Consider the following 26,543-nt stretch of genomic DNA (forward strand, 5'->3'; position numbering starts at 1 on the left):
ATGAATGCAGCAACTCCCCCGAACGGGCATATGCCACGGCACCCCGCACCCGAACGCGAGTTCACCATGCGCTTCACTTCAACGCCGCGCGGTGCCCGCCTCGCCCGCCGACTCGTGTCGCACCGCCTGAACGACTGGGGCCACCCGTACGCGACGCCGGTCAACGAGACGCTCGCCCTCATCACGGCGGAGTTCACCGCCAACGCCGTACGCCACGGTCACGTCCCCGGCCGGGACTTCCACGTGCAACTCACCCTGACCGAGGGCACGTTCCGCATCGAGGTGACCGACACACGGGCCGAGAAACAACCCCCGTCGACTCTTCCGGCTCCCGACTCCGCATCCGAGTCCGGCCGCGGCCTGCTCCTCGTCGCTGCCCTCGCGGACGACTGGGGCGTCACCCCTCGTACGGCCGCCCCCGGCAAGACGGTCTGGGCGGAGCTGCGCGTACCGACCGGAGGCCGCCCGCACAAGCACGCGGCGACCCCCGGTCCGGCAGACTCGGCATCGGCGCACAGGCACAACACCGAGTCGTTTCCGGCTACTTCTTCACTGCGGCGCGACGACCTCGGGTTGCGGCCGGAGGCTGCCAGTTACGGAGATCGTCGTCCGTGAGTCCGTGCTCGCCCTGCTTCTGCTGGCGGTAACCGGCGAAGAAGTCCGCCGGGGAGCCGCTGTAGAGCATGTCGAACTCGTTGTGCCACTGGGACAGCCACGGCTGGAGTTCCAGCAGGCCGGCGAGGAAGGGCGTGATCTCCTCGGTGGGCAGCGCGGTGTTGGTGAAGTACGTGGCGAGGGCCTGCGCCTGTTCCCGGTGGTCCCAGCCAGCCCACCCGTACAGCTCGGGGGTGGCGGCGTTGGTCTGCCCGTAGGAGACGAAGCGCTCCTTGGGCACGTCAAGCTTGCCGCGCGCTCGCCAGTAGGAGGGGCGGAGGAAGTCGGCCGAGGTGTACTTCGGTGGCACGGGGATGGAGTCCCGGATCTTCCGCTTGGCGGGCTCGTCCGGCGCGGCATCCTCCTTACGCTGGAGGTCCCACACCTCTTCCCAGTCGGCGCGCTTCTTGAGCCCGGAGGGCTTGTAGCGCAGAGCGGAGAGGAACGGCACGTGCTCGTCGGTGATCAGCTCGGCAACGACCTTCGCGAGTTCCTTGCGGGGTGCGTAGAGCTTGGCGACGGAAACGAAGTCCTCGTCGCGGGAGAGCGCATCGATGAGGCGGGCGAGCGTGAGGATGGCGGGCTGCCCGTTCTCGTCAAACCAGAGGTCGCGGCTCTCCATCCGATCGAGCAGCCAGGACCGCAGCGCCTTCTCCTGGAGCGCGTCCCACCCTTCAGTGGCCCAGCGACGCTTGTACTCGGGCCGCTCGACCATGCCGACGGCCCGGTTCGACTCGATGGCGTCGATCCGCTTCTGGACGATCTCCCGGTAGGGGGCGGGCCAGTGGGCAGGGATTTCGGTGATGGGCTCAAACTTGTGGTTGTGATGTCCAAACCACGAGGTACTGACCTCACCGCGTTCCCTCTTTCGGGCCAGCACGATAGCGAAGGCTCGTTCGGCAGGAGCAACCGGAGGAATGTCCTCAGCGGACGCAATGATCTCCTGGTCAAGAAGGCTATAGAGAGAGTAGACCTGCCAGTCCAGTTCTTCTTGGATGGCAATCATGCGGCCACGGATGGCCTCCCACTTCTCGCGACCCTCACGTAGCGCAGTCGAAGTAGGCGCACTGTTGGAAGCGATAGAGGAGGGGCTAGTCGTCGCTAGATCCTGCGCAAGGCTGTCCAGAGCAGCTCCAAGTTCCGATGGGAACTCAGAGGGAAGCGGGAACTCCTCCAGCTTAGTTCCCGTGAACTCGAAACGATGCTCCCAAGGTTCATCAGCACCGGCTACATCTGCACCGGGGCGCCCCTTGTCATGGCTGACCTGTCTCAGCCAGAAACCAGCCGTGGAGCTGTTGAGCAGCCCGAGCAACCGCAGGTGCGCCTCCTCACTTGCCTCCTCTCGCAGCTTGATCACCGGCGCGGAACGGTTGAATACCTTTTCGCCGCGGTCCAGCACGAAGTGGTTATGCGTAGCTACAAACGCGAAGGTCAGCGACAACGGGGTGCGGTAGCGCTCGGGGACCCACCTGTACCAGGCCCACCACGGCTTCCCTTGGTCCTGCTGCGTCTTACCGTCGAAGTCCGTGGTTGAACGCAAATGACCACGCACCCTCCACAGCCATCGACCCCAAGAGCTGGCCTCTTCGTACGGCAGCGGTTTGAGATCAGCACTATAGGGAGCAATTGCACGCTCGACAGCAGCCACGTTCCAGTCGCGTACGACTTCGCCGATAATCAGCGGGCGTGCAAGCGCGGCATCGACGCCCTGCCGCCGCAGCGCAGGGGGGTCGCTGATGAAGGCATCATCCTGACCCGGGAAACTAGCGAAGCCGATATCGCGTGAGAGCTCTGAGCGCAGCCTCCCCGCGGCACTCTCCTCAATGGAGGAGTTCAGTTCCAAACCGCCGTCGGCCAGGATCCACGGCTGCTTCCCGAAGTACTTCTTTCGTTCCAAGTCATCCACAGACACCCACTGGCTCGCCGAACCAGGCTTGTCGATCTGCTCAACAATTGCCTGCCAGACCAGCCCCTTCTCAGGATTGTCCGGCGCCGACGGTTCACCCTGCACGCTGCGAACGGTCCGGATGACCGGCGTTCGCCCGTCGCCACCTCGCTGCTTTCCCACGAGAATGACCGTTGGTGTCCCATGCCCCGGAATGTAGGCTCCCGAAGTATCGATGACCTCGGTAATTTCCACCGCGTGCCCGAAGTAGCCTTCGATGAGTTGAGTCCCGAACTCGCGCTTCATAAACGAGTTCGCGGTGATCTGCCCGACCAGGCCATATCCATACCCCGCAGCATCCCCGCGCTTGGCCAGCTCAAAGAAACGCTGGGCGAATGGCACCGACAGCGCATACTTGCCCGCACACGCCGAATACAGCTCCCTATAAAGAGCATTGAGCGTCTTGTCCTTGACCGTGATGTATGGCGGGTTCCCCACCACCACGTGATAACGCCCTGACCGCAGGATGTCCGGGTACTCCTGCACGTCCTCCGTGGCGTACTTGAACTGCGCCAACTCATCCACGAAGTCCTCGTCCACCCCACCGAACAGGTTGCCCTGCTGGGAGCGACGGGATTTGATCAGCGAGTCCCCTACCGCCAGACGTACTGGCCACTCATAGTTCGCCGCCTCTGCAAGTGTCCACACCCCACTAGCCGCCATAGCGGCAACCAGCAGCCGGAACCGAGCAATAGCCACCGCGAACGGATTGATGTCCACCCCGTGCACCGAGTCGAGGGCAGCCCGCACCCGCTCATGCACATCCCGCCCCGGCTGCCCCTCCCCCCACAGCCGCACCAAGCGCCGAAACGCCCCCAGCACAAAGTGCCCCGACCCACACGTAGGGTCGATCATCTTCAGGCCCTCGTACCCGAACTCCCGCACCGCCGGATTCATCGTCCGGTCGAGGATGAACTCCTCCACGAACTCCGGCGTCTGGAGCAGCGCGTACGTCTTCCGCGCGGCCTCGCTCAGGTCCTGGTACAGGTCGCCCAGGAACCGCGTGTCCCAGCCCTCCGTGCCGTCCTCGTTCAGCGGGTCGGTGAAGTCGTGAACGAGGACGCCCGTCTCGTCCCTCCCCCGCCAGAACTCGACCAGATCCCGCGCCCCGTCATGCGACAGCGGCACCTGGTACAGCGGGTTATGCCGCTGGTCGAACAGCAAGCGCCCCGCCTGCCCCTGCCCCAGCTCCGCGAACGCCTTCTCCAGCCACCCCCGGTAAGTCGGGTCCTCGTCCGACTCCACATACGCGTCGTACCGGGACTCCGCCAGCTCGCGCCGGTCACCGTCCGGCCCCGTCAGGTAGGGCTCCGGGATCAGCCGGTTGTCCTCGCAGAACCGCACGAAGACAGTCCCCAGCACCCACGCCACCGCGACCTGTGTGACCCGCTCGTCCAGCCACGAGGTCCACGTCGCCGCCGTACGCCCCAGCTTGCGCGCCTGGTCGTATTCGGCACGCAGCCGCGCACCGACATCCCTCAGCGCCTTCACCTGGCGCCCCAGGTCGGTCTCGACCGCCTTGACCTGATGCTTCAGGTCGTTCAACAGAGCCTTGCGGTCGATCACTTCGCGTCTCCCTCGACACCACTGGCACTAGCCATACCCTCGCCGGACCCGCGATGGGCGTTGCCCACCCACGTGTCCGGAAGCTGAATCCACTCCCCCAGGCCGGCCTGGTACGGCACGGCCACCTGCCCGAGCCGGGGCTCGCGCGACGGGTCGCTCTGCGGTACCAGGAGCCACAGCCCCCGCCCGCCCCGCCGGGCCGCCGACGCCAGCCGGTCCAGGACGCCCATCGCGTCGTACCGTGCGAACGCCCCGGCCTCCGTCAGCAGCACAGGACCGGCCTCGCCACCACCACCGTTGCCCAGCAGTTCCGCGATACGGGGCTCCACCGCGCCCCACGCCGTGCGCGCGTACTCCGCGAACCGCACCGCGCCCTTGGAGCCCGGCTCGGCGGCGTCCGCCTTGAGCAGGGTCTCCCAGGTCGGCTTGGTGCCCGGCGTGACCTGCGCGTGCAGAGCCTCGAGGAACAGCTCGGTCACCGAGACCGCCTCCGCTCCCAGCCGTTCGCTGCCCAGCCCGGCCACCGCCTCGCGCACCGACCGCTGCCCGACGGTCAGCACCCGGAACCCGTCCCGGCGAGCCGACGCGAGCAGCCGTTCCTCCGCCCGCACCGCGCCAGCGAGCTGCGGGTCGTCGGCGTACCGCGTCACCGCGCCCGTACGCGTCGACTGCCGCCACGCACCTGTCGTCAAATAGCTCGACGCGTCGTCCACCCTCGTCGGCAGATAGCGCAGCACGCCCTCGCGCTCGCGCATGCTGAGCGACAGTTCGAAGCCGGCGTCGCGCAACGCCTTGGTGAGGGGGCCTCCTGTCGGCAGGTCGTGGTGCGTGCCGCCACGCCCGTCGGGAACGACCATCTCCGGGAAGCGAGCACGCACCCGCTCGTGCACGGCCTCGCCGGTCAGGCCCGGTTGCTGCCCCTCCGGCATGCCCGGGATCCAGCGGACGAGCCCGGCCTGGGTGAGGCGCAGCGCCCGGATCAGCGACAGATCGCGCGGGTAGATCTCCAGGCGTGGCGTGGCGGCGGCGTTCACGGACGCGGCCGCCGCCAGTTCCACCATGCGCCGCTCGTCCCAGTCGACCGCGCCCGGCGGCACCGTCAGCGCGCCCAGCTCGGCGAGCACGGTGGCCGCCGTCGGCAGGGTGTCCAGCTTGGCCAGCCGGTCGGCCGTCTTGCCGAGGCGGGTCGCGTACTCCAGCAGGCCCGGCGCGGTCGGGGTGTCCGGGCCGTCGTTCTCGCGTACGTCGAGCGCGAGCAGGCCGGCGCCGAGGGACTCGTCCGTCGCCTTGCGGTTCGGCTGGTGCTGGAACTCGGCTTCCTGCGGCAGCAGTTGCTCGACCTCGACGACGGCCCGTACGGCCGCCAGCGCCATCGCGCGCCGCTGCTCACGCCCCGCGAGGTGCGTGCCGCGCCGGACCGCCAAGGCGTCCGCGATCTCCACCGCCGAGGCGACCCGGCCCATGCTCACCAGCAGGTCGATGATCTCCTCGCGCAGGGCCTGGACGGCGGGCTCCGCCTTCCAGCGCTTGCGCTCGTCCTTGAGCAGCTGCGGGATGCGGCCGTGGCTCAGCCCGAGGCCGTCCGCGACGTCCTTCTGCTTCGGCCAGACGCCGATGTCCGGCAGGACCCCGTGCTCGTCGGGCAGGCGCAGCAGCAGCCTGACCATCTCTGCCTTGCTGCGGTTGGAGCCGTTGTTGTTGACGGCGGGCACGAAGACGGTGGCGAGGGTGTCGAGGCTGACGGAGCGGAGCGTACGCGGGGACAGCGCGCCCGCCGACTTGCCCGTCGCCAGCTCCCCAACGAGCGCGGACTCGGCAGCCGTCAGCTGCTCCAGCTCCTCCTTGGCCTCCGCGCGGCCCTTCGGCGTGAGCGGCGAGACGGGGATCTCGCGCAGCCGCTCGCCCCACTCGCGCTGCCGCTGCTGGACCTCGTTGCGGGTCTTGGCGCCGAGGCCGGGGGCGTTGACGAGCTTGCGGCGGCTGTAGTCGAGCAGTTCGCCGACCGTCGTGAGGCCCAGGCCGTACAGGAACGACTGGGCGGTAGGCGTGAGCCCGGAGACCGTCAGCGGAGTGTCCCGCGTGACCTCGGCGGCCAGGCGGTCGCGCTGCTGCTCGGCGGTCTCCGGCTCGGCGTCAGCGATCCCCCCGGCGGGCAGCCCCTCTTCAGTGGCCGCAGTGGTCGTGGCGGCCGGGTGGCGGGAACGGTGGCTGGACGGGACGGTCTGCGAGGCGTCGAGGAAGACCTTGCGCCAGGCGTCCCGCATCGGCTTCAGCTCGGGGAAGCGAGTGGCCGCGTCGCGGTGCAGGGCCTTCTGGAAGAAGGCGACGAGCCCGTCCCGGACGGCCGGGTCGAAGGCCTCGGCCGCGATCGTCGGGTACGGCCACTCCTTCGCGTCGGTCATGCGGGGCAGGACGCTGCCGTCGCCCCACTTGGGCAGCTCGCCGGAGGCCATCTGGTGCAGGGTGACGGCGACGGCGTACCGCTCGGCGTGCGAGTCGTACGAGCCGCGGGTGATGACGTCGACGAAGGGGTCGAGGTAGCCGTCGGTGCCCGCGTTGGTGCTGCTCGCCGGGTAGCCGGCGAGGGAGAAGTCGATGAGGACGAGTTCGCGGGTGCGGTTGGGGCGGATACGGATGGCGATGTTGTCGGGCTTGATGTCGCGGTGCCAGACGCCTTCGCCCTCGAGGAAGTCGACGGCGCCGAAGAGGTAGTCGCCGTACGCCTCGAGCTGGTCGACCTGGAGGCGGCCGTTCTCGCGGAGCTGGCGGGCGACGGTCTCCTCGCGGCGGCGCGGGCGTGCGCCGCCCTCGGTGCCCGGTCCGCCGTCGTCGCGCTCGTCACCGACGTACTCCAAGGCAAGGACGGTACGGCCGCCGAGGTGCAGCGGCTCGGGCTCGACGAGGCGGATGATGCCGGAGTGGGGGCGCAAGCGCCCCATGGCCTCGGCCTCGCGGGCGAGGATCTCGCTCCGGCTGTCGGAGAGGGCTACCTTCAGCACGGCCAGCGGGCGGGTCCTGCGGGCTTCGGCCTCAAGGTCGCGGACGAGGAAGGCGCGGCTGGTGGAGCCGGTGCCGAGGCGGCGGCGGATCTCCCACCGGTCGGCGAGCACGTCACCGGCGACGGCCTCCAGCGGGTCCTTGTCGGCGACGGTGTCGTCGTCCTCGTCGCCCGGCGCCTCCGTGGCGGTGGCCGCCTGGGCCGGGGCGGTGAGGGAGTCCTCGACGACTTCCAGCAGCTCGAGGAACTCGTCCACGCTGGAGAGACGCTGGCCGGGCCGGTAGGCGGTGGCCGCCTGCACCAGCTCGTCCACATCCTCCGACAGGCCGTCCACCAGGGAGCTGGGGCGCAGGCCCTCCCCCGCCTCCAGGCGGGCCAGCAGTTCGGCCTGGCTGGCGGCCGGGGCCTTGCCGGTGACCAGCAGGTAGGTGAGGACGCCGAGCCCGTACACGTCGAGGTGGACCGGGTCGGGCTTGACGGCGGTCAGCTCGGGGGCGAGGTAGGCGTCGGCGTCGTCGGCCACGTGCTGGGCGGACAGAGCGGTCGGCGCGAAGCGGGTCATGCCCTGGCCCTGGGAGGAGTCGCCGCTGCGCTGGGTGGCGATCTGCCAGTCGGAGATCTGCAGGTGCGGGGTGAGCCAGGCGGCCTCCTCCCCCACGGCCCGGCCCTTCCTGCCGCGCGGCCGGGGGACGACGAGCACGGAGCGGGCGGCGAGCGCCCGGTGGTGGATGCGGCTGGAGTGCGCGGAGCGCATGGTCTCGGCGAGCTGGCGGACCAGCGCCATCCGGCCGAGGATGTCCAGCTTCTCGCCGTACTGGACCAGGTACTCGTCCAGCTTCAGGGTGTCCGGGTGGTAGTCGAAGATCAGCGCGGGGCCGGCGGTGTGCCCGGAGGGGAAGTACTGCTTGAGTTCGACCACGCCGGGGTGCTTGAAACGGCCCAGCACCGCGGCCTCGCGCCGGGCGGCGTTCTCGACGGACTGGCGCAGGGAGGCGTCGGAGCCGCGCTCGCTGAGGTAGATGCGGACGCGGGCCGCCTCGGGCAGGTCGCTGTGGCGGGCGAGGTAGTCCGCCCAGGTGGGACCGGAGTCGAAGGACTTCCGCTCCAGCTCGTACGGGCCGACCTTGTACTGCGCGTCGCTCTTGCGGATGCCGATGTTCTTGAGGGCCGCCTCGATCTCGCGCGAGCCGATCGCGGTGATGCGGCGCCGCTCGTCACGCGGGGGCTGCTTGAGCATCTCGACCAGCTGGTGGACGGTGTACACGCCGTTCTGGTCGTGGGCGGGCAGGCGTACGCGGAGGCTGTTGTCCGTGAAGCAGACGGCCTCGGCGACCCAGACCCGCTTGTTGCCGGGCAGCGCGAGCAGGCCGGCCAGCTCCTTGGCCTTGCGGTTCACCAGGTGCAGCGGGTTGCCGTGCGTACGGCGGCGGCCACCGGGAGTGGTCTGCACCCAGGTGCCGTTCTCGGAGGCGACCGAGCCGTGCCAGTCCTTCAGCTCGATCATGCAGACACCGCCGGGGGTCACGACCAGCAGGTCGACCTCGCGGACGTGGCCCGTGTTCGCGGTGAAGGTGAAGTTCGACCACGCACGCCACGGATCGGAGTCCGGCAGCTTCTCCCGGACCGCGTCCAGGCCACGGCGTTCGTGATCGAACTCGGACTCGGTGACCGTGACCCACCGGCCTTCCCGCATGCCTGTTCCCCGCTCCTCGTGTCCCTCGAGGTGGCCTCAGCCCAAGGTCAGCCCCCTGGCGCAGATCTTAGTGGGTGCCAGCGACATGAGAAGAGTTCGTGAAGAGCGGGACTACAGGACATTCACCTCACATAGCGAAATACTTTGAGCCGATTTATCTCTCTTGCCCGGAAAAGAAGTCTGTGTGGCAAGCAATGGACTCGACCCAGGCATTCAGAGGCACCGCGAGCCGAGCCGCCCTTGCCGCTTCAAGCACTTCGAGCGTCGCCGAGTGCACTCGCGCCGACACTCCCTCCTCCACACCCCATTACCGCGCCAGTCGCAGCAGATCCTTGCGCTTGCACCCCCATGCGCAACACGAGTGAGGGCGCAGGCGGGCCGGCAGTGAGACAACAGGCAGGCACGCGGCAGCACTTGTCATACCTACCTACTAATGTCCTCGACATGGGACTTGGAGATATCACGCGCGCAGGCGTGCTGGCTGCAGTCGCGGAGTGTCGGGGCTTGGGACGCGAAACGTTTTGCCGCCGTTACGGCTTCGGCAGGGCATTGACATACGTCTTGGTCGTAGACGGAGACAGCTACGACTCTAAGGCCATAGCCGGCGTAGCTCATCTGTACTCAGTCGGAACTCTGCTGTCGGCCGACGACTTCAGCGGAGGTGCACGCACAGTGGCACACCGTCTGCGAGCACTTGGCTTCACCGTGGAGGACGGAAGCACCGCTGCGGACCGCCCGCAGCAGGCAGAGCCGCAGATACTCCTCCAGCCTCGCGGCGGGGCTCGGCTTCGAGGGGCACAGAACTTCGCCAAGTCGGTGCACCAGGGCATCCGAATCTCGGACATCCAGGATGTGCTCGGTGACCAGGCGACCATACTGAATGCCCTGTATCCAGACGGAATCGCTCGCTTGTGGGGGGCCACTCCCACCGCGCAAGCCAACAACGAAAAAGTACGAGCACTGCGAGATCGTCGCGTCGGTGACGATGTGTATTTCTACACGGCGAACCATTTCTTCGCTCGCGCACGCATTCTCCACCTGTTCACCAGCTCGCCCGTGGCACGGAGGGTCTGGGGAGCCGACAGTGACAACGCCACTTGGGAACACATCATGGCTCTGGGTGACGTCGAGGAATTTCCCACTCCTGTCCTCGCAGCGCCCGTGCTGCGCCAGATGAACGTTCCAGCACCTCTGTGGAGCCTTACGCTGCGGTCCCCCGAGAGCTACCGCAGCGTTCTCCCACTCCTACCGGCGAAGAGCAGGCCGGTGGTTCCGTCACTGCGGACGCCGCCCTCAGCCACAGCTGACCGGCTAACCGCAGAGGGTCTGCTGGAGCGGCTCGGATCCCTCCGTACTCATCGTCAACCAGGAAGCAAAACGCCCAGCCGCCACCAGCCATTGGCCCTGCTGTGGGCGATATCCCGGATCTCCGTGGACAGGCCACGCCTGACACCGTGGGCCCTCTTCCGGACGGAGGTGAGTCCGCTTCTCGCCGAGTTCGGACTCCCCGGTTCCAAAGTCACCCCCGAGTACCCCTTCTGGCACCTGCGTGGCAGCGACCTCTGGGAGGTGCACGGAATGGAGCGTGACGCCGGTACTGCCCCCGGAACCGGCGCCCTCGACACGCACCAGCCCGTCGCCGGCCTGACCCACACAAGCGCTGAGTTGCTGAGGGACCCCCTTATCCGCCTGCGGGCCGTGATCAAGCTGTGCAGCACGTACTTTGACGGTGTCGACCAGCGTGAGTTGCTGAATCGGGTAGGCCTCGCCGGATATGCCACGGCTGATGGCCTGGTCGACGAGGAGCCCGACGGCAAAGAGGGTGCCGCTGGGACCGAGCGTGCGACCGGTCCAGCCGCACGACGGACGCGCACCTCCTCACAGCTTGTTCGCGACGCCGCGATCGCCACGCGGGTCAAGGAGCTGCACGGCCACGCCTGCCAGATCTGCGAGACACGTCTGCAGTACAAGCGCAGACCGTACAGCGAGGCCGCTCACATACGTGGTCTCGGAACGCCTCACGACGGTCCGGACGAACTACCGAACCTGCTCTGCCTGTGCGCCAATCACCACGTCCTCTTCGACGGGCTCGAAATCTACGTCGATGTCGATGGCGTCGTGAGGCAAACGCACGGGGATGAATCAGTGGGACGGCTTCGTCAGCGCAACGGTCATCCCATAGACGAAGCACACCTGGACTACCACCGGGCTCTGTGCGAACTCAGCAGGATCACGCGGGGCTGAGCAGGTCACACGACCGTGCCGCTCTGCCACCCTCAACGGCCATCAGAGGTGAGCCACTCCATGCGCCGAGCCCAGCAGGACCGGGCGCGTCAGACCGACACAGCCTGTCGTGTCGCTCCACCCGCCAACTTTCGCAGCTTCTCCCGCGTCTCGGGATCCGTCGCGTACACAACCGTGCCCACCATGCCCCGGGTCAGGAGCACCTTGTAGGTGTTGCGGATCAAGCGGTCCACGTCGGCGTCAGAGGTGGACCGCTTGAAGACGGGGTCCTTCGACGCTGCCCGGTCGGTCACCCAACGATCCTCGCGCCAGATCAGGTCGGGTCCGATGATCACGCCGGACCAGTCGTACTCGAAACCTTGGGCGGTGTAGACGCAGCCGACCTGGCCGAAGCCCGCCGGGTCGGTGGCCCACAGGGCGGCCGGGGGCGCGCCGGAGACTGAGCGGTCACCGCGCAGGTTCCAGGGGCGCTCCCAGTCGCCGATGACGACGTCGGACGAGAGCGGGTCGCCGGGCTTGGGTTCCGGGGACCAGGGCCAGCAGTAGCCCGCGGAGATACGGGCGCCGTAGCCCTGGGCCCGACGGGCTTCCAGGAAGGATTCCAACTCCTGCGGACTATCGGCGATCAGCAACTGCATACGGTCGTCGGGCTCCCACACGACCGGCCCGCCAGTCTCCAGGCCGAGGAGGCGGACCACCCAGCGCAGGTAGGCGTCACTGCCACCACAGCGGAACTGGCTGTCCAGCGGAACGACACTGCAGGGAATGTCGCGCTTCGCCGCGGCCGCCTTGATCTCCGCCACGGTGCCCATCTCACCGGGGCGCACGACCTGATGCTCGTCCAGGAAGAAGACGGGCACGTAGGCGACGTCGATGAGTTCGTCGATCTGTGCCCTTCCGGTTCGGTTCTCGGCGCGCGTGTAGCGGTTGGCCGAGGTCTCGCGGATGCGGTGCGCCTCGTCGCAGATCAGGGCACCCAGGCTGTTCTTCTCCGCCGTCATGAAGCTGTTGAAGTACTTGAACAGGTCCTGGACTTCCCGCTTGCGGGCCCCGGCGACCTTCCTCATCGTCTTCGTGAACGACTGCGAGCCGGTGGCGTGCAGAGCCGGAACCCCGCGCCGGTAGAGCTCGCCGAGCAGTTGGAGAGCGATCACGCTCTTGCCGGTGCCGGGGCCTCCCGTGACGATGACGGCCTCCTTGCGATCGCCGCGCTTCACCTTCTCCACCGCGTTGAGCACCATGCGGTACGCGACCTGCTGCTCATCCAGGAGGACGAACTGTGTGCGCTCGCGCACCTCCTCAGCGGCCACGGACATGAGCTGCCTCGACGGCACCGTGGCTCCTGCGTGGAGTTCGTCCGCCGCCCGGGCCCCGGGGTGCTTGTCGCTCAGCCTCGTACGAAGGTGGTCGAGGAGAGCCCCGCGGCGTTCCGCGGTGAAGAGCAGGCCTTTGCAGTCACGCTCGATCTCCCGGAGCCCGGCCACGCCGAACTCGGTGGCGTTGTGCAGGTATGCCACTCCGGCCACCCGGTGCCCATGTTCGGACACCGCCCCGTTGAAGTTGACCAGGTACTCGCAGTAGCGGCGCACCTGCTCGACGGGGTTGAGGACGGGATGGGCATAGGCGTCGACGTGACAGAGGGAGGGGTCGCCCTCATGGGGCAGCGCCTGGCTCCACTGCTTCAGTTCCACCACGACGTAGGACGGCTCTCCCGTGACCGGGTGCACTCCGGCGAGCACGACATCAGCGCGCTTGCTGTTCAGCGGGAGGGAGTACTCCAGCATGACCTCCACGTCGCCCAGCCCGGCGTCGCTGAGCACGGCGGCCAGGACGGGGATGCTGCGCTCCCAAGAACGCGCCTCAGAAGCGCCGGGCCGATAGCCGTGCGTGTGGACGAAATTGTCGGTGAGGTGCAGGAACAGCGAACCGTCGAGTGCCATGACGGCGACCGTTTTCGCGGACGCGCGGAACAGCAAGGACTCCCCCAGGCAGCACGAAAGGACTCGTGCGGGTGGGGGCATGTCCTTCGAGACTCCACCGAGGTGGAGCGGAAGCCCGTCGGGCCGCGTTGACGATGTGCTTGAGGGTACCTGGCGGTACTGACAGTCGTCCCGGTGGTCACATTGGCGGCAGCGGACGCCGTGCCTGGTCGCAAGGGAGCCTGGTCGACGGCGATCAGTACCCCGTCGCGACCCTGCAGCGCCCGACCTGGACATCGGACCGCTTGTCTATGTGGTCGACGACGCAGACCGCACCAGCGCGCGGCAGGTTCAGATCCGTGAGCAGCACGGATCCCCACGAACATCGCACAGCGCGGTCTCACCCTACCGGCTCAGCGGACTCAAGACGATTAGGAGCGCTCGGCGGGCATCAGGCCGCCCTCCGACTCGACCAAGTCCCCCGCAGTGATCAACACGTCGATGTCGCCAGTCAGCGCGTCCCGGATATCGGCGCCGAGTCGCGCCCACCCGAAGAAGCGAGCGGCTTCCCGTAGCAGGTCCTCACGGTGCACACCCGGTCCTTCGTCGACCACATTTCTGAGCACGAGCTGCCGCTCCACCGCGGGAACCTCCGCCACTCGTCGGGCGCACCGCTCCGTAGGGGTGCGGGCGAAATCCGTCTCGTGGCCGGGCCTGTCGTAAGCCGTACCGACGTGGACGATCTTTCCTTGCTTGAGCAGGCGGCGAAGCGCCCGGTCGATGCGGTCGCGAACCACCTGGCCGGCTCGTCCGAGGCCCCACGCGAGACGGACTCGGGTGTAGATCACCTCCTTCTCGACGGGCCCTTCCACCTCGACCACACACAGCGCCACGTCCGCGACCACGTCGAGGGCATCGGGGTCCTGCAACTCCGCGCCCCACATGCCCCGCTGGTTGCTCGACCTGTCACGAACCTCTGCCAACAGGTCGAGGTCAACATCCTGGTAGGGACGACTCCAGGGCGCGGGGCCGGCGTCCACTGTCACGAACTCCACGCGCGGAGTTGCCAGACCAGCCGCTGCTTCTGCAGGCTCGCCGCTTCCTGTGCTCTTGGGACAGCCCACAACCTCGGCCGTACTGCCACCATTCCCTTGATTGCCGCCATTACCGTCCACCCCGATGGGCGACGCCACTCGCACCGCGTGCGGATCCTCCGCACACGCCGCCTCGACCGCGGACCGCAGCCGCGCCATCGCATCCCGGCGGTTCCGGTACCAGTCCGTACCCCAGATTCGGTGCAGCCTCCAACCCAGGTCGCGAAGGACCGCTTCCCTGAGCCGGTCACGGTCCCGAGCCGCCCGCGAAGAGTGATACATGGCACCGTCGCACTCGATGCCCAGCGCGTACGTGCCGGTCGCGCCCGGGTGCCGTACCGCCATGTCGATGCGGAAGCCAGCGACACCCACCTGTGGCTGGACCGCATATCCCCAGCCGCGCAGGACGTCGATGACCTCCTCTTCGAAGGGACTCTCCGGAGCCGCTTCCGGATCGGCGGCCTCCGTCTGCAGGATTGCAGGACCGTGTTGGGCGTACTGCAAGTACCGCTTGAGGTGCTGCACGCTTTTGTTGACACTGTCCGGCAGATCGCCTCCGTGGAAGGAAGCGACGACCTCCATGCGGCGCCGGGCGCGGGTCACGGCCACGTTGAGGCGTCGCCAGCCGCCCTCCCTGTTGATGGGGCCGAATGTCGAAAGCAGCTTGCCCCGGTGGTCGGGACCGTAGCCGATGGAGAGGATGATCACGTCGCGCTCATCGCCCTGAACGGTTTCGAGGTTCTTAATGAAGAAACCGTCGAGCCGGCCCTCGGTGAAGTGGTGGTCGAGGTCCGGGCGGACCGCCCTGGCCTTCTGCACTGCCTCCTCGATTGCCTCCGCCTGCGCCTTCGACAGCGTGACCACGCCGAGCGTTTGCTGGGGGCGGGTGTCGAAGTGGTGGATGACGCGCTGGGCAACCTTCGTGGCCTCGACGGGGTTGTTGCTTTTCCCGCCGCGGTCATAGACGCCGTCCGCCTTGATGAACTCCACACCGATGTCCGGGCCCTGTTCCAGGGCGCCAGGGAACGTGATCATGGAGTTGTCGTAGAAGTCGTTGTTGCTGAAGGCGATCAGATTCTCGTGCCGGCTGCGGTAGTGCCAGCGCAGGGGCAGCCCGTGCAGGACTCCGCTGGCCTTGCACAAGTCGAGAATGGACTCGAAGCCGTCGGTGGCGTCCTCGTCCCACTCATCGCCGTCGTCGCTGTCGTCGGCGGCGGTGAAGAACGAGGTCGGCGGCAGCTGCTTCTGGTCACCCGCCACGACGAGGGCCCTGCCCCGATAGACAGAGTTCACCGCGTCCTGGGGCAGCACCTGGGACGCCTCATCGAAGACGACGACGTCGAACTCAAAGTCGCATGGCAGGAACTGGCTTACCGTCAATGGACTCATCATGAAACAGGGCTTGACCAGTCGAACGACGTCGCGGGTCTGCTGCAGCAGATGCCGCACGGGCATGTGACGACGCTGTTTCTCCGACTCTCGGCGGATCACGGCGGCCTGGCCCACCGATGTCCGGCGAGGGCGGCGGGAGTTGCACGCGGCAATGACCTCGGCGTGTGCCGCCGCCACCAGGTCCCGGTCCGCCCGCTGGAAGCGCTCCACCAGCTGGTCACGTTCCGCGGCCCGCATCGGCTTCAGCCGCTGGTCGACAGCAAGTTGGTGCTCCACCCACGCGGTGAGCACGGCACGTTCCATCGCGGAGGGGAAGTCCTCGGCGGAAACCTCGCGGCGTGCGAGCTGGTCGGGCAGCCCGTCGAGATGGTAACGGCGTAGCAGGGTCAGCGCGTCGGCACAGCTGGTCCACGCCTCCGGGCCGTAGGGGTCGCGATCGAGGCGGGACAGGACGGATTGCGCCGTGGTGAGAGATTCGGCGAGTTCACGTCGCAGCTCCTCAGCCCGCTCAGGCTCGAAGTAGCCGGCGAGCGTCTTGCGTTGACAGCTCCAGTCGTCGGCACGGGCCGCGACGGACGGATCGGCTGACGCGGCCAGCATCAACAGGGCCGCCGTTTGCGACAGGGGCGCGGAGTGGCCGCCATGTGCGGTACGACGGACCTTCTGAGCCCAGTCAAGGGCACTCAGAATGTCGTCGCGGTCTGTCTCGGTGCCCTGGTAAAGGGTGCCGAGAAGGCTTCGGTACGTGGCGTCGTTCTCCGCGAAAGAGGACTCGGCAGCGCGGGCGGAAGCGACGGCGGCCACCGCTTCCCTGGCGCGTGACAGGATGAGGCCCGTCTCGTCGCCCATGACGCGAGCGGTCGAGCGCATGAGGTCGGCCGCGTCCTCGAAGGGCTCCACGTGGGCGCGGAGCCAGCTAGCCGCCCGTTCCAGGGGGCGGGCGACGAGTGCCGTGCCGACCGCCGCAACGTGGGGCTGCCCGGTGTACTCCTGCCATAGGTCCAAGTCACGTCGGATCTGGTCGGTCTGCGCGAGGAGTTCCCGCGGTTCGGGCCGACCGTCGGCGAGTAGCTCGACGAGGCTCGTCCGGCGCGCTGGTTCCGTGAGCGTGTCGAGTGCAAGGCGGGAGATCAGCTGGGCGGAGTCCAGGGCGGCTCGCAAAGCCTCGGTGTGGAGGTGCCCTTCCGGGACGTACCGGCCCAGCAATCCGCGCTGCTCCTCCGTGATGTGCGGGCCCGGTTGCCGTCGCATCAGGTCAAGGCCTCGGCGCAGCAGCTGCCCCATGGACTCGTAGCCCGTCACGCCGTTGGGCGCTGCGTCGTGCAGGTCGTCCGCCTGCGTGTCGAGGCCCCGGTACCAGGGGCCGAGAAGGCTGCGGTCGGTTACGGCCTGAGCGGCGAACGCGGCGGTCTCCTTCTGTGCCGCGTGCGCGGCCGTGACCGCCGTGCGCGCAGAGACGAGTGTGTGCTCGGAACCGGGGCCACTGTCCCGGCGACCGACCGAGGCCACGGTGTCCAGCAGCGCGACGGTCTGCCGCAATGGGGCGTGGTGGGCGAGCAGCCAGCGGGCGGCTTCGGCGAGCGGCTGCTTGGTGAGGTCGGCCGCATGCGGTGCCAGCGACGGGCTGTCCAAAGCCCGTCGCCACGTGGCGAGAGCGCTGCGCAGCGCCGTTCCCTGCTCGACAAGCGCGGCTTGCGGCTCTCGGCCGTCGGCCAAGTGAGCGGCAAGCAGACTCCGGCGGTACGGGTCGGCGACGGTTTCCGGCGCCAGTACATGGACCGCTTCCGCGTGCGCCAGCGCCTTGCGCAGTGCCGGGACGTCGGGCAACGCTGTGCCCCGATAGCGGCCGATCAGCTCGGCGTGGGTCGTGGTCAGCGACCGTAGCTTCCGGTAAGCGGCACACCAGGCGTCGGCGAGTGGCAATTTGTCGTACAGCTCGCCGCGCCACGAGCCGACGTGCGTCAGCAGGGCCACGAGCTTCCGGTCGGCCCGGACGCCGCTGGACAGGATGGCGGCCAGCCCCTGGCGGCCTTGCATAAGCCGGTGGACTGCCTCGGGCAGTTCGGGTGTGGAGACGACTTCGGGCAGGAAGGTGTCGCGCGCCGCCGCCTCCGCGGCGGCGAGGTCTTCGGCGGCCGAGGAGATCTCCGCGACAGCTGCCTGGACACCGGGAAGTGCCCGGGGATCGAGCCATGCTCCGAGCATGCGGTCGGAGGCTGTGGCCAGCTCCACGAGCGTGGCCAGGTCCTCTGCCTCGGACGTCGCCTTAGGCCGGTCACACCCGAGTCGCTCGGCCACCAAGTCGGCGCGCTCGGCGGCCATCTCAAGGGTGTCGGTGAGCGTGTCGAATCGCTCGGCCAGCTCCTCGGCTTCGCGGCAGGTCAACGACGCGATGTCGACGCCAGGCGGTTCCAGTGCAGCGAGGGCCTGCTCGTTGGCCGGCCGCTCGGCGCTCACTTCCCGACGCAGACCGGCCCACCCCGGGCCCGCATGGTCCGTCGCGAGGGCTTGGGCGGAGATTACTCCGTCCCGTCGTGTGAAGAAGTCTCTCAGCGCGTCGGCAGCGGCCCCGACCGCCGCCTCCTCAGCCCGCGCAGGGCCGTCAGGAACCAGCCACTGCTCGGGAGGGCGGTGTTCGGTGCCGGCCACGGCGATCACGTCGCACAGATGACGTGCTTCCTCCAGGCCGCCGGGCGTCCTGAGCCCAGTGATGTGGCTGACACCGGTGAGACATTGCAGAGTCCGCTCCAGCACACCAGCGGTCGCCTCGAACTCCCCGGCCAGCTGTCGCGCTCGCTCCTCCGTGAGTCCGGCGAGGTCGAGGCCGCGCGGCACCATCACCGAGAGCGCCTTCTCGGCTTCCCCCGGTTCAGCCGTCAGCCTGGTGGACAGCTCCTGCCAACGCTCGCCCACCGCTGCGCGGGCGGCAGCGCTCGTACGCTGCGCTTTGCGTAGTTCCGCCAGGAAGGCGTCGGCCCGGTCGTCCACCTCGTCGGCAAAGGCTTCCGTGGTCAGCCACGCTTCCGGTACGGGACTCCGCGCGTCGAGCAGCCTCAGGAGCGCGATCAGTCGGTCGATCCCGCTCTGGTCCGTGACGGGCACTGCCCCGGGCGCGAGATCTCGGTAGCGGTCTACCGCCGTCGTGAGCGCGTCCCGCGCCGCCTGCGCCTGCTCCAGCACAGGACGTGGATGCGGCAGGCCGGCTCGCAGGTCACGCCAGGGGAACGACGGATCGGCGACGGCATCCCAAGCCTCAGAGATGGCTCTCGTCGCCTCTACGATCAGGCGCAGGTCCTCGGCACTGAGCGTCTCGGCGCGAAACATCGCGCTTGCACCCGTGGGGGTGTCGTCGCCATGACTCAGATAGGCCACCGGCGCCTCGGACAGTCGGCCGACCCGACCGAGCACGTCGTGCAGGGTCCGTCCGAGCGGGTCGCGGACCTCATTCATCGCTGCGGCGTAGGCGCTGAGCGCGAGGCGCAGTTCCCTGGCCTCAGCCAGGGTCTGCTGTGACAGTTGGGGTGCCCGCGGCTCCTGCGCGAGAGCCCGACCCAGTTCCTGGGCCACTGCTTTGCGGCTGGTGTTGTGACTGTGGAGGGCCAGGGCGTACGAGTCGAGTCCGACCGACTTCAGCCGGTCGAGGACGACGTCGAGGGCCGCCGCCTTCTCACTTACGAACAGCACACTGCGGCCCGCGTGCATCAGACCGGCGATCATGTTCGTGATCGTCTGGCTCTTGCCTGTGCCGGGCGGGCCGTCCAGGACGAACGACTGTCCGGCCACGGCCGCGGCAACGGCCTGACGCTGCGAGGCGTCGGCGTCAAGCACAAGTGGACTGTCCTCGGGCGGGCTCAGTTCGTCGATCCGGTCGAGCTCGATCTCCTCGAAATCGAAACGGTCGGAGGCGAGTCCGGAGTTCGTGCCGAGAGCCATCGCCCGTACGAGGTCACTACCGAGGACGCGGTCCTCGTTGTCCAGCAGGTCCTGGTACATCGACTCCTTGTGGGAGGCGAAGAGTGCGAGCACCACACGGTCGGAGATCTGCCATCCGGCCTTACCCGCCACCGCGCGAGCCGCGGCGGCGAGCACCGCTTCCAAGTCCGAAGGGTCCTGTTCGGCGACCGGGGTCCAGTCGATATGGAATTGCTGCAGCTTCACTTTCAGGGCCGGGTTGAGGCGCGGTTCCTCGTCGTCGCTCGCCCTGAGGCGGATCCGGCCATTGCGCGCGCGCTCAATGACCACCGGCATCAGGACCAGGGGGGCGTCGCTGCCCGTCTCAGCTCCGTCCTCGCGCCAGCGGAGCATGCCGACAGCAAGGTTGAGGGTCCACAGGCCATAGTCGTTGAAGACCTGCGTCGCTTTGGCGCGCAGGCTGTTCAACGCGCGCACGAGGGCGGGCGCGGTGGTCTTCTGGGTGACGATTCCGTCGGTGCGGTCGCTCTGCTTTGCGAGGACCACATCGCCGGGTCGCATCTGTTCACCGGCCTCCGACTCCCCATCCGGGAGCGGCGCGAAGTCCCAGCCACGGGTCAGGCCTTCGACGAGTTCCCGCGCGGAGGGGGTCGTGATCTCCAGTGTCGCCGACTTGGTGTGGCGGAAATTGAGCAGCCGGTTGCGGCCGCTCAGGTCCACGAGAGAAGTGCGCCAGCTCTCAAGCATCGCCCTGAGGCGGTCGAGTTCCTGGCTTCCTCCGAAGTCGCCCGAGTTCGTCACGCCGGCCCCTGATGTTGTCGCTTCTGGGCCAACGGAGCACCGACGTTGCTGGCAGTCCCCACTGCCTTCAACGCATAGCGAGGCCATGGACGTTCCTTCAGTCCTGGTGGCCGCGCAAGTCCCGCTGGTCCCCCCTGGATGCGAATCCTACGGTCAGCACACCAATGCGTGAAGCGCTAACTACGGAACGAGGTTCGTGGAGCTCAGGAAGCCTCGGTGTGCCGGCCCACAGCTCCCGTCGAAACAGCTAAGGGACCACATCCCACCCCCGACGGCTGGTATACGACCTGCCAGTCCCCCCGGAGCTCGGTCGGACTGCTCTTGGTACTGGCGCGGCGTTCCTCCACCCGCCCTGGGCGGTGACCGCGAACGGCGGTCGGCGCGGCGAGGCGCACCTCATCGGGGACGAGCGCGGCCCAGCTGCCGTCCACTGCATCTCCGAGTTCCCCCGGCGCAGGCCTCCGGCGGCTCGGAGAACGGTGTTTAGCCTCATTGACGAACCCCAGCTCCACTCAGCCGCGCCGAAGAGACCTGGTGGACCGGCACGACTGCCAACGCCGAGGATCCCGCTGGGCCATGACCAATCCCGCCGCCAGCAGATACAGCACCATGATCCAAGGGCTGCCACGAACGGCGAGCTCCGAGGCCTGCTCATGCACTCAGTGGCGCATGAGGGGCTTTCCGCCGTCCAAGGCGAGGCCGCAGATGACGACAGACGAGTCGGGCTGTACGCCGGGTTCTGTTCCCCCGGGTCCTCGCGGGCCCGGAGGCGACGGCCATCCATCTAGGGCCGGTGTTGCCACCGGCCTCGTGCGGTCTACCCGCGGACTCGGGCGGGCAGCCCTCGAATGTCCGCGCAGGGACACCGGGGTGTCCCCTCTTGACCTTGCTCCGGGTGGGGTTTACCTAGCTGCCCAGGTCACCCTGGGCACTGGTGGTCTCTTACACCACCGTTTCACCCTTACCCAGCGCCTGAGCACTGGGCGGTCTGCTTTCTGTGGCACTGTCCCGCGGGTCACCCCGGGTGGCCGTTAGCCACCACCCTGCCCTGTGGAGCCCGGACGTTCCTCGGGGAGATCCGAAAACCTCCACGCGGCCGTCCGCCCGGCTCGTCTGCCGTGTCGACCATGGTACCGGGCGAGGGGTCACAGGAAGTCCACGGTCTCCAGGTCGAAGGCGAAGGGGGCGGGGAGAGGGAGCGGTTTTCCGAGGGGGCGGGTGAGGTGCTCCCGGTAGTCGCCCTTCTCCGGCGTGCTGAACAGGGTGATCGCGGAGTCGTCGCGGTCGAGCAGGAGGTAGAGGGGGATGCCGCCGCGGGCGTAGCAGCGACGCTTGGACTCGCGGTCCGCCTTGGGCTTGGTGGACGTGACCTCCAGGACCATGGCTACGCCGTCGCAGGGCATCCAGGGGTCGGCGCCCCGGAAGAGGCGCCGTTCTCGGGGGGCGATCGTGCCGTCCGGGATGACGTGGTCCCGCGGTGAGCCTTCCGCGTTCCGCAGCTTCAGGCCCTTGTTCCCGGAGAACTGGATCTCCGTCCCTGACCGACGGTGCAGCTGGCCCACGATGTCGCTGATGCAGTGTTCGTGGTGCCCGTCGGGCACGGGCGTGATGACCAGCTCCCCCTCGATGAGCTCCGCCCTGAGCCCCTCCGGGGTCTCCAGGTCCACGAACCAGTCCAGCAGGATTCCCTGCGTGATCGGATCCATTGCCACCGTGACGACGCCCTTCTCCTTCGGTCGTCCGTCAGCGTGGGGCAGCGGCTGGTCACCGCGCCGGGGATCTCCGACCGTTCCCTCGATCGGGTTCGCTTGACCTTGTCGCAACGTCAACGTCTCTACTGGACCCATGCGGATCGGAGAACTCGCCGCTGCTGTCGGCGTCACCACGCGGACCGTGCGGCACTACCACCATCTGGGGCTGTTGCCCGAACCCGAGCGGCTGGCGAACGGGTATCGGGACTACACGCTGCGGCACGCCGTCGTGCTGGCGCGGATCCGGCGGCTGACGGAGCTGGGGCTGGGGCTGGCCGAGGTGCGGGACGTGCTCGCCGAGGACGCGGGGCGGGATCTGAGTGAGGTGCTGGAGGAGCTGGACGCGGATCTCGCGCGGCAGGAGGCGGCGCTCCGGGAGCGCCGGGAACGGTTGAAAGCCTTGCTCGACGTGGCGGAGCTGCCCGTCGAGGGGCCGGTCTCACCCGAGCTGGCGGAGCTGTTCGCGGGGCTGGCGCCCGCCTCCGACTCCCCGATGGCCGCCAAGGACCGGGAGATCTTCGCGCTGCTGGAGACCGCGGCCGGCCCGGAGGAGCGGGAGCGGCTGCTGGCCGCCGTCGGGGGCGCGCTGACCGGGCCCGACGCCGTCGCGCGGGCCCACGAGGCGTACGCCCTGCTCGACGCGCTCGCCGAGGCCGCGACCGACGACCCGCGGGTGGAGGAGGCGGCGCGCGCGCTCGCGGGGCTGATGCCACCCGAGCTGGTCGCCGCGGAACCCGTCGAGCACGAGCACAGCTTCCTGCGTGCCATGTACGCCGACCTCGCCCCGGCCCAGGCGGAGGCCATCCGCCAGGCGCTGCGGCTCGCCTCCGGAGAACGACGGTGAAGGCCGCGAGAGCGGCGTACCGGCTCGTGTGGCATGAGGTGCACCTCTACGTGTGCCTGGTGCTGTGGGTGGCCCGGCGGCGGCAGGGCGTCGGTGGCGGGCGGGCCTTCGGCTACGCGAGCGGGCAGAGCGCGCTGATGATGGGGTTCGCGTTCGTGTGCGTGGTCGAGACCGTCGTCATGTCCGTCCTGCTGTCCCGGTGGCCGGCCGTGCACCACGTGGTGCTGGTCCTGGACGTGTACACCGTGCTGTTCGTCATCGGTCTGCACGCCGCGTCCGTCGTACGGCCGCACGTGCTGGAGGCGGACGCCCTGCGGGTCCGCAAGGCCGCCCATCTCGACCTGCGGATACCGCTGGAGCGGATCGCCGCCGTCCGGCGTGAGCTGCGCCTGACGCACGAGAAGGCCGACGGCGTGCTCGACGTCGAGATCGGCGGGCAGACGACGGTCACGCTGGAGCTCGCCGAGCCCGTCACCTACCTGACCTTCCTCGGGCGGCGGCGGGAGGTGCGCCTGGTGCGCGTGTACACGGACGAGGCGGACGCCCTCGTCGGGGCGGTCACCCGGGCGCTCAGCGGCGAGGACAGCAGGCCGTACCCTGGCGCGGAGGTCTAGAGAAGGAGAATCCGTGCTGGTCCTGCTGCCGCCCTCGGAGGGGAAGGCGTCCTCCGGCCGGGGCGCACCGCTCAAGCTGGCGTCGCTCGCGCTGCCCGAGCTGAACCCCGCTCGGGAGGCCGTCCTCGACGAACTGGTCGAGCTGTGCGCCGGCGACGAGGACAAGGCGCGCGAGGTGCTGGGGCTGAGCGAGGGGCTGCGCGGCGAGGTCGCCAAGAACACCGGACTGCGCACCCACGGGGCCCGGCCGGCCGGGGAGATCTACACGGGCGTGCTGTACGACGCCCTGGGCCTGGACTCGCTGGACGCGGCCGCCAAGCGGCGTGCCGCGCGCTCCCTGCTGGTGTTCTCGGGGCTGTGGGGCGCGGTCCGGGTGACGGACCGGATCCCCTCGTACCGCTGCGCGATGGGGGTGAGGCTGCCCGGGCTGGGGGCGCTGGGCACGCACTGGCGTACGGCGATGGCCGCCGCGTTGCCCGAGGCGGCGGGGAACGGGCTGGTGCTGGACCTGCGGTCGTCGGCGTACGCGGCGGCGTGGCGGCCGAAGGGCGAGGTCGCGGGGCGGACGGCGACGGTACGGGTGCTGCACGCGCCGACGCGCAAGGTGGTCAGCCACTTCAACAAGGCGACCAAGGGGCGGATCGTACGCAGTCTGCTGACGGCGGGGACGGCGCCGAAGGGGCCTGCGGAACTGGTGGAGGCGTTGCGCGACCTCGGATACGTGGTGGAAGCCGCGGCACCTGCGGGGGCGGGGCGGCCCTGGTCGCTGGACGTGCTGGTGGACGAGATCCACTGAGCCGCACCGTACGGGTTGCAGCATGCGCAACGGGCTTTGCGCATGCTGCATGCGCCGGGCACGATGTGGCGCATGACCGACTCCGTGACCGACTCCGTGCTCGATCTCGCTCCCGTCGTCCCCGTGGTCGTCCTCCAGGACGCCGCCGACGCCGTACCGCTCGCGCGGGCGCTCGTCGCCGGGGGGCTGCCGGCGATCGAGGTGACCCTGCGGACACCGGTCGCGCTCGACGCGATCCGGGCGATCGGCGGGGCGGTGCCGGACGCGGTGGTCGGGGCCGGGACGGTGATCACGCCGGGTCAGGTCGAGGACGCCGTGGCCGCCGGGGCGCGCTTTCTGGTGAGCCCGGGCTGGACCGACGTACTGCTGGAGGCGATGCGGCGGTCCGGGGTGCCGTATCTGCCGGGGGTGTCGACCACGTCCGAGGTGGTGGCGTTGCTGGAGCGCGGGGTGCGGGAGATGAAGTTCTTCCCCGCGGCCGCCGCGGGGGGTACGGCGTATCTGAAGTCGCTTGCCGGGCCGTTGCCGCAGGCGCGCTTCTGCCCGACCGGCGGGATCGGCCTCGCGTCCGCGCCGGAGTATCTGGCGTTGCCGAACGTCGGCTGCGTGGGCGGGAGTTGGATGGTCCCGGCGGACGCGGTCGCGGCGCGGGACTGGGCGCGGATCGAGGAGCTGGCCCGGGAGGCCGCCGCGCTCAGCGCAGGTGCGACGTGTCGTTGAAGAGGCGGACGCTGGCGTTGCCGTCGGCGTAGTACGCCACGACCGACAGGGACGCCGCCGAGAGTTCCATCCGGAACAGGGACTCGGGCGGGGCGCCGAGGGCGAGGCGTACGAGGGTCTTGATCGGGGTGACGTGCGTGACGAGCAGGACCGTGCGGCCGGCGTACGCCGCGATCAGCTTGTCGCGGGTCGCGGCGATCCGGGTGGCGGTCGCCGCGAAGCTCTCGCCGCCGCCGGTGGGTTCGGCGTCCGGCGAGGCCAGCCAGGCGCTCAAATCGTCGGGGTGACGTTGGTGCACCTCGGCGAAGGTGAGGCCCTCCCAGGCGCCGAAGTCGGTCTCCCGCAGCCCGTCGTCCACGCCGACCTCCAGGCCGAGGCGGGCGGCGACGATGCCGGCGGTCTCGCGGGTCCGCGTGAGCGGTGAGGCGACGACGGCCTGGATCGTCCCGCGCCGCGCCAGCGCGAGGGCCACGCGCTCGGCCTGTTCCCGGCCGATGCCGGAGAGCGAGGGGTCGCTGCCGCCGCTGCCCGAGAAGCGCTTCTCCGGCGTGAGAGGCGTCTCGCCGTGCCGCAGCAGCACGAACGTCGCGGGGGCGCCCATGTCGGGAGCGCCCCAACCGGCCTGCGGCGACGCCACGTTCCGCGCGGCGTTCACCTCGGCGTCGGCCGGAGCGGAGGAGTCGGGGGACCTGCCGGAGACCGGGTCACCCGCCCCCGCGGCACGGGGACTTGAGGACACCTCGCCGGACGTGCCCTCGACCCGCTCGCCGGAGGAGTCAACGGCCCGAGGCGCCACAGCCACCCGCCCCGCCACCGGCCAAGCACCCTGCTCAGCCGTCGAAGGAACCACGGCCTCCTCGGCGGAGGAAGCAACCGCCCCCGCCGGCGCCGCCCCAGCGGCCCGCCCCTCGACGGACGGGACAACGGCCCGAGGCCCCGCAGCCACCCGCCCCGTCACCGGCGCCGGGGGAACCCCCTGCCCAGCCGCTGAAGAATCCCCAGCCCCCTCGACGGAGGAGGCAACCGTCCCCGCCCCCGGTGAAGTGTCGCGCCCCGCCAGTGCCGCCCTGGCCCTGGCCGCTCCCGCCGCCGCGTCCCCGGGCGGCCCCTCGGGCTCGGGGACGGCCGCCTCGGGAGGTGACCCAGGGACAACCCCCGTCGGGGAAGGGGTCCAGACCTCTCCCCGCCCGCCCGCGTCCATCGCCTCGTTGGCCAGGCGGTCCGCCTGCTTGTTCCGTTCGCGCGGGATCCACTCGTAGCTCACCCGCCCCGCCGGGAAGACCCGCCCCGCCTCCATGGCCAGCGGCTTCATGTCGGGGTGCTTGATCTTCCAGCGGCCGGACATCTGCTCCACGACCAGCTTGGAGTCCATCCGGACGTGCACCGTCGCGGCCGGGTCGAGGGCGCGGGCGGCGCGCAGGCCGGCCAGCAGCCCCCGGTACTCGGCGACGTTGTTCGTGACGACGCCCAGGTACTCCGCCGTCTCCGCCAGCGTCCGGCCCGTCACCGCGTCGAGCACCACGGCGCCGTAGCCCGCGGGCCCCGGGTTGCCCCGGGAACCGCCGTCCGCCTCGACGATGAACTCCCGCACCGCGACGGC

12 protein-coding genes and 1 other RNA gene are annotated in these 26,543 nt (G+C 69.3%); 6 read left to right on the forward strand and 7 right to left on the reverse strand.

Going from position 1 to position 26,543, the window contains the following annotated elements:
* The first annotated feature begins 66 nt into the window (after positions 1 to 66).
* Positions 67 to 615, forward strand: coding sequence for an ATP-binding protein (locus tag ACZ7LV_RS08540; protein WP_471937101.1), 549 nt, complete (start codon positions 67 to 69; stop codon positions 613 to 615).
* On the opposite strand, the gene pglX is transcribed toward ACZ7LV_RS08540, so the two are convergent.
* On the reverse strand, positions 542 to 4,165 hold the full coding sequence (gene pglX / locus ACZ7LV_RS08545) for a BREX-2 system adenine-specific DNA-methyltransferase PglX (RefSeq protein WP_471937103.1): 3,624 nt from the start codon (positions 4,163 to 4,165) through the stop codon (positions 542 to 544). The two genes, ACZ7LV_RS08540 and pglX, sit on opposite strands and share 74 nt — an antisense overlap.
* On the reverse strand, positions 4,162 to 8,856 hold the full coding sequence (gene pglW / locus ACZ7LV_RS08550) for a BREX system serine/threonine kinase PglW (RefSeq protein ID WP_471937105.1): 4,695 nt from the start codon (positions 8,854 to 8,856) through the stop codon (positions 4,162 to 4,164). Before pglW ends, pglX begins: the two co-directional genes overlap by 4 nt.
* A gap of 444 nt (positions 8,857 to 9,300) precedes the next feature.
* On the opposite strand from pglW, the gene ACZ7LV_RS08555 reads away from it, so the two are divergent.
* Complete coding sequence (locus tag ACZ7LV_RS08555; RefSeq protein ID WP_471937107.1) at positions 9,301 to 11,100, forward strand: HNH endonuclease; 1,800 nt, start codon at positions 9,301 to 9,303, stop codon at positions 11,098 to 11,100.
* 89 nt (positions 11,101 to 11,189) lie between these two features.
* Here ACZ7LV_RS08555 and ACZ7LV_RS08560 read toward each other — a convergent pair whose 3' ends face one another.
* The 4 genes from ACZ7LV_RS08560 to ACZ7LV_RS08575 all read right to left on the reverse strand — a co-directional run bounded on the left by ACZ7LV_RS08560 (position 11,190) and on the right by ACZ7LV_RS08575 (position 21,930).
* The gene (locus ACZ7LV_RS08560) at positions 11,190 to 13,076 is read right to left on the reverse strand and encodes a DNA/RNA helicase domain-containing protein (protein ID WP_471937789.1); all 1,887 of its coding nucleotides are present in this window, start codon (positions 13,074 to 13,076) and stop codon (positions 11,190 to 11,192) included.
* Between the two features lie 374 nt (positions 13,077 to 13,450).
* Entirely contained in the window at positions 13,451 to 20,218 is a 6,768-nt protein-coding gene (locus ACZ7LV_RS08565; RefSeq protein ID WP_471937109.1) for a DUF3320 domain-containing protein, read from the reverse strand.
* Between the two features lie 712 nt (positions 20,219 to 20,930).
* An RNA gene (gene rnpB / locus ACZ7LV_RS08570) (RNase P RNA component class A) lies at positions 20,931 to 21,330 on the reverse strand.
* Between the two features lie 33 nt (positions 21,331 to 21,363).
* Entirely contained in the window at positions 21,364 to 21,930 is a 567-nt protein-coding gene (locus ACZ7LV_RS08575) for a Uma2 family endonuclease (protein ID WP_471937111.1), read from the reverse strand.
* Between the two features lie 133 nt (positions 21,931 to 22,063).
* Here ACZ7LV_RS08575 and ACZ7LV_RS08580 point away from each other — a divergent pair, with 133 nt between their 5' ends.
* The 4 genes from ACZ7LV_RS08580 to eda all read left to right on the forward strand — a co-directional run bounded on the left by ACZ7LV_RS08580 (position 22,064) and on the right by eda (position 24,943).
* Positions 22,064 to 22,813: a MerR family transcriptional regulator gene (locus ACZ7LV_RS08580; protein WP_471937113.1), complete on the forward strand. Its 750-nt coding sequence runs from the start codon at positions 22,064 to 22,066 to the stop codon at positions 22,811 to 22,813.
* On the forward strand, positions 22,810 to 23,427 hold the full coding sequence (locus ACZ7LV_RS08585; protein WP_471937115.1) for a hypothetical protein: 618 nt from the start codon (positions 22,810 to 22,812) through the stop codon (positions 23,425 to 23,427). The genes ACZ7LV_RS08580 and ACZ7LV_RS08585 overlap by 4 nt, the downstream gene beginning before the upstream one ends.
* A gap of 13 nt (positions 23,428 to 23,440) precedes the next feature.
* Positions 23,441 to 24,223, forward strand: coding sequence for a peroxide stress protein YaaA (yaaA, locus tag ACZ7LV_RS08590; RefSeq protein ID WP_471937117.1), 783 nt, complete (start codon positions 23,441 to 23,443; stop codon positions 24,221 to 24,223).
* A gap of 72 nt (positions 24,224 to 24,295) precedes the next feature.
* Positions 24,296 to 24,943, forward strand: coding sequence for a bifunctional 4-hydroxy-2-oxoglutarate aldolase/2-dehydro-3-deoxy-phosphogluconate aldolase (gene eda, locus ACZ7LV_RS08595; RefSeq protein WP_471937119.1), 648 nt, complete (start codon positions 24,296 to 24,298; stop codon positions 24,941 to 24,943).
* Here the strand turns inward: eda and ACZ7LV_RS08600 are convergent.
* On the reverse strand, positions 24,918 to 26,534 hold the full coding sequence (locus tag ACZ7LV_RS08600) for a bifunctional RNase H/acid phosphatase (RefSeq protein ID WP_471937121.1): 1,617 nt from the start codon (positions 26,532 to 26,534) through the stop codon (positions 24,918 to 24,920). The two genes, eda and ACZ7LV_RS08600, sit on opposite strands and share 26 nt — an antisense overlap.
* Positions 26,535 to 26,543 lie beyond the last annotated feature (9 nt).

This window comes from Streptomyces sp. NPDC107562 (assembly GCF_055657325.1).

What these genes read in the sequence shown, in the direction of transcription:
- ACZ7LV_RS08540 (WP_471937101.1), top strand. Translation starts at nt 67, where the DNA reads ATGCGCTTCACTTCAACGCCGCGCGGTGCCCGCCTCGCCCGCCGACTC.
- ACZ7LV_RS08555 (WP_471937107.1), top strand. Translation starts at nt 9,301, where the DNA reads ATGGGACTTGGAGATATCACGCGCGCAGGCGTGCTGGCTGCAGTCGCG.
- ACZ7LV_RS08580 (WP_471937113.1), top strand. Translation starts at nt 22,064, where the DNA reads ATGCGGATCGGAGAACTCGCCGCTGCTGTCGGCGTCACCACGCGGACC.
- eda (WP_471937119.1), top strand. Translation starts at nt 24,296, where the DNA reads ATGACCGACTCCGTGACCGACTCCGTGCTCGATCTCGCTCCCGTCGTC.
- pglW (WP_471937105.1), bottom strand. Translation starts at nt 8,856, where the DNA reads ATGCGGGAAGGCCGGTGGGTCACGGTCACCGAGTCCGAGTTCGATCAC.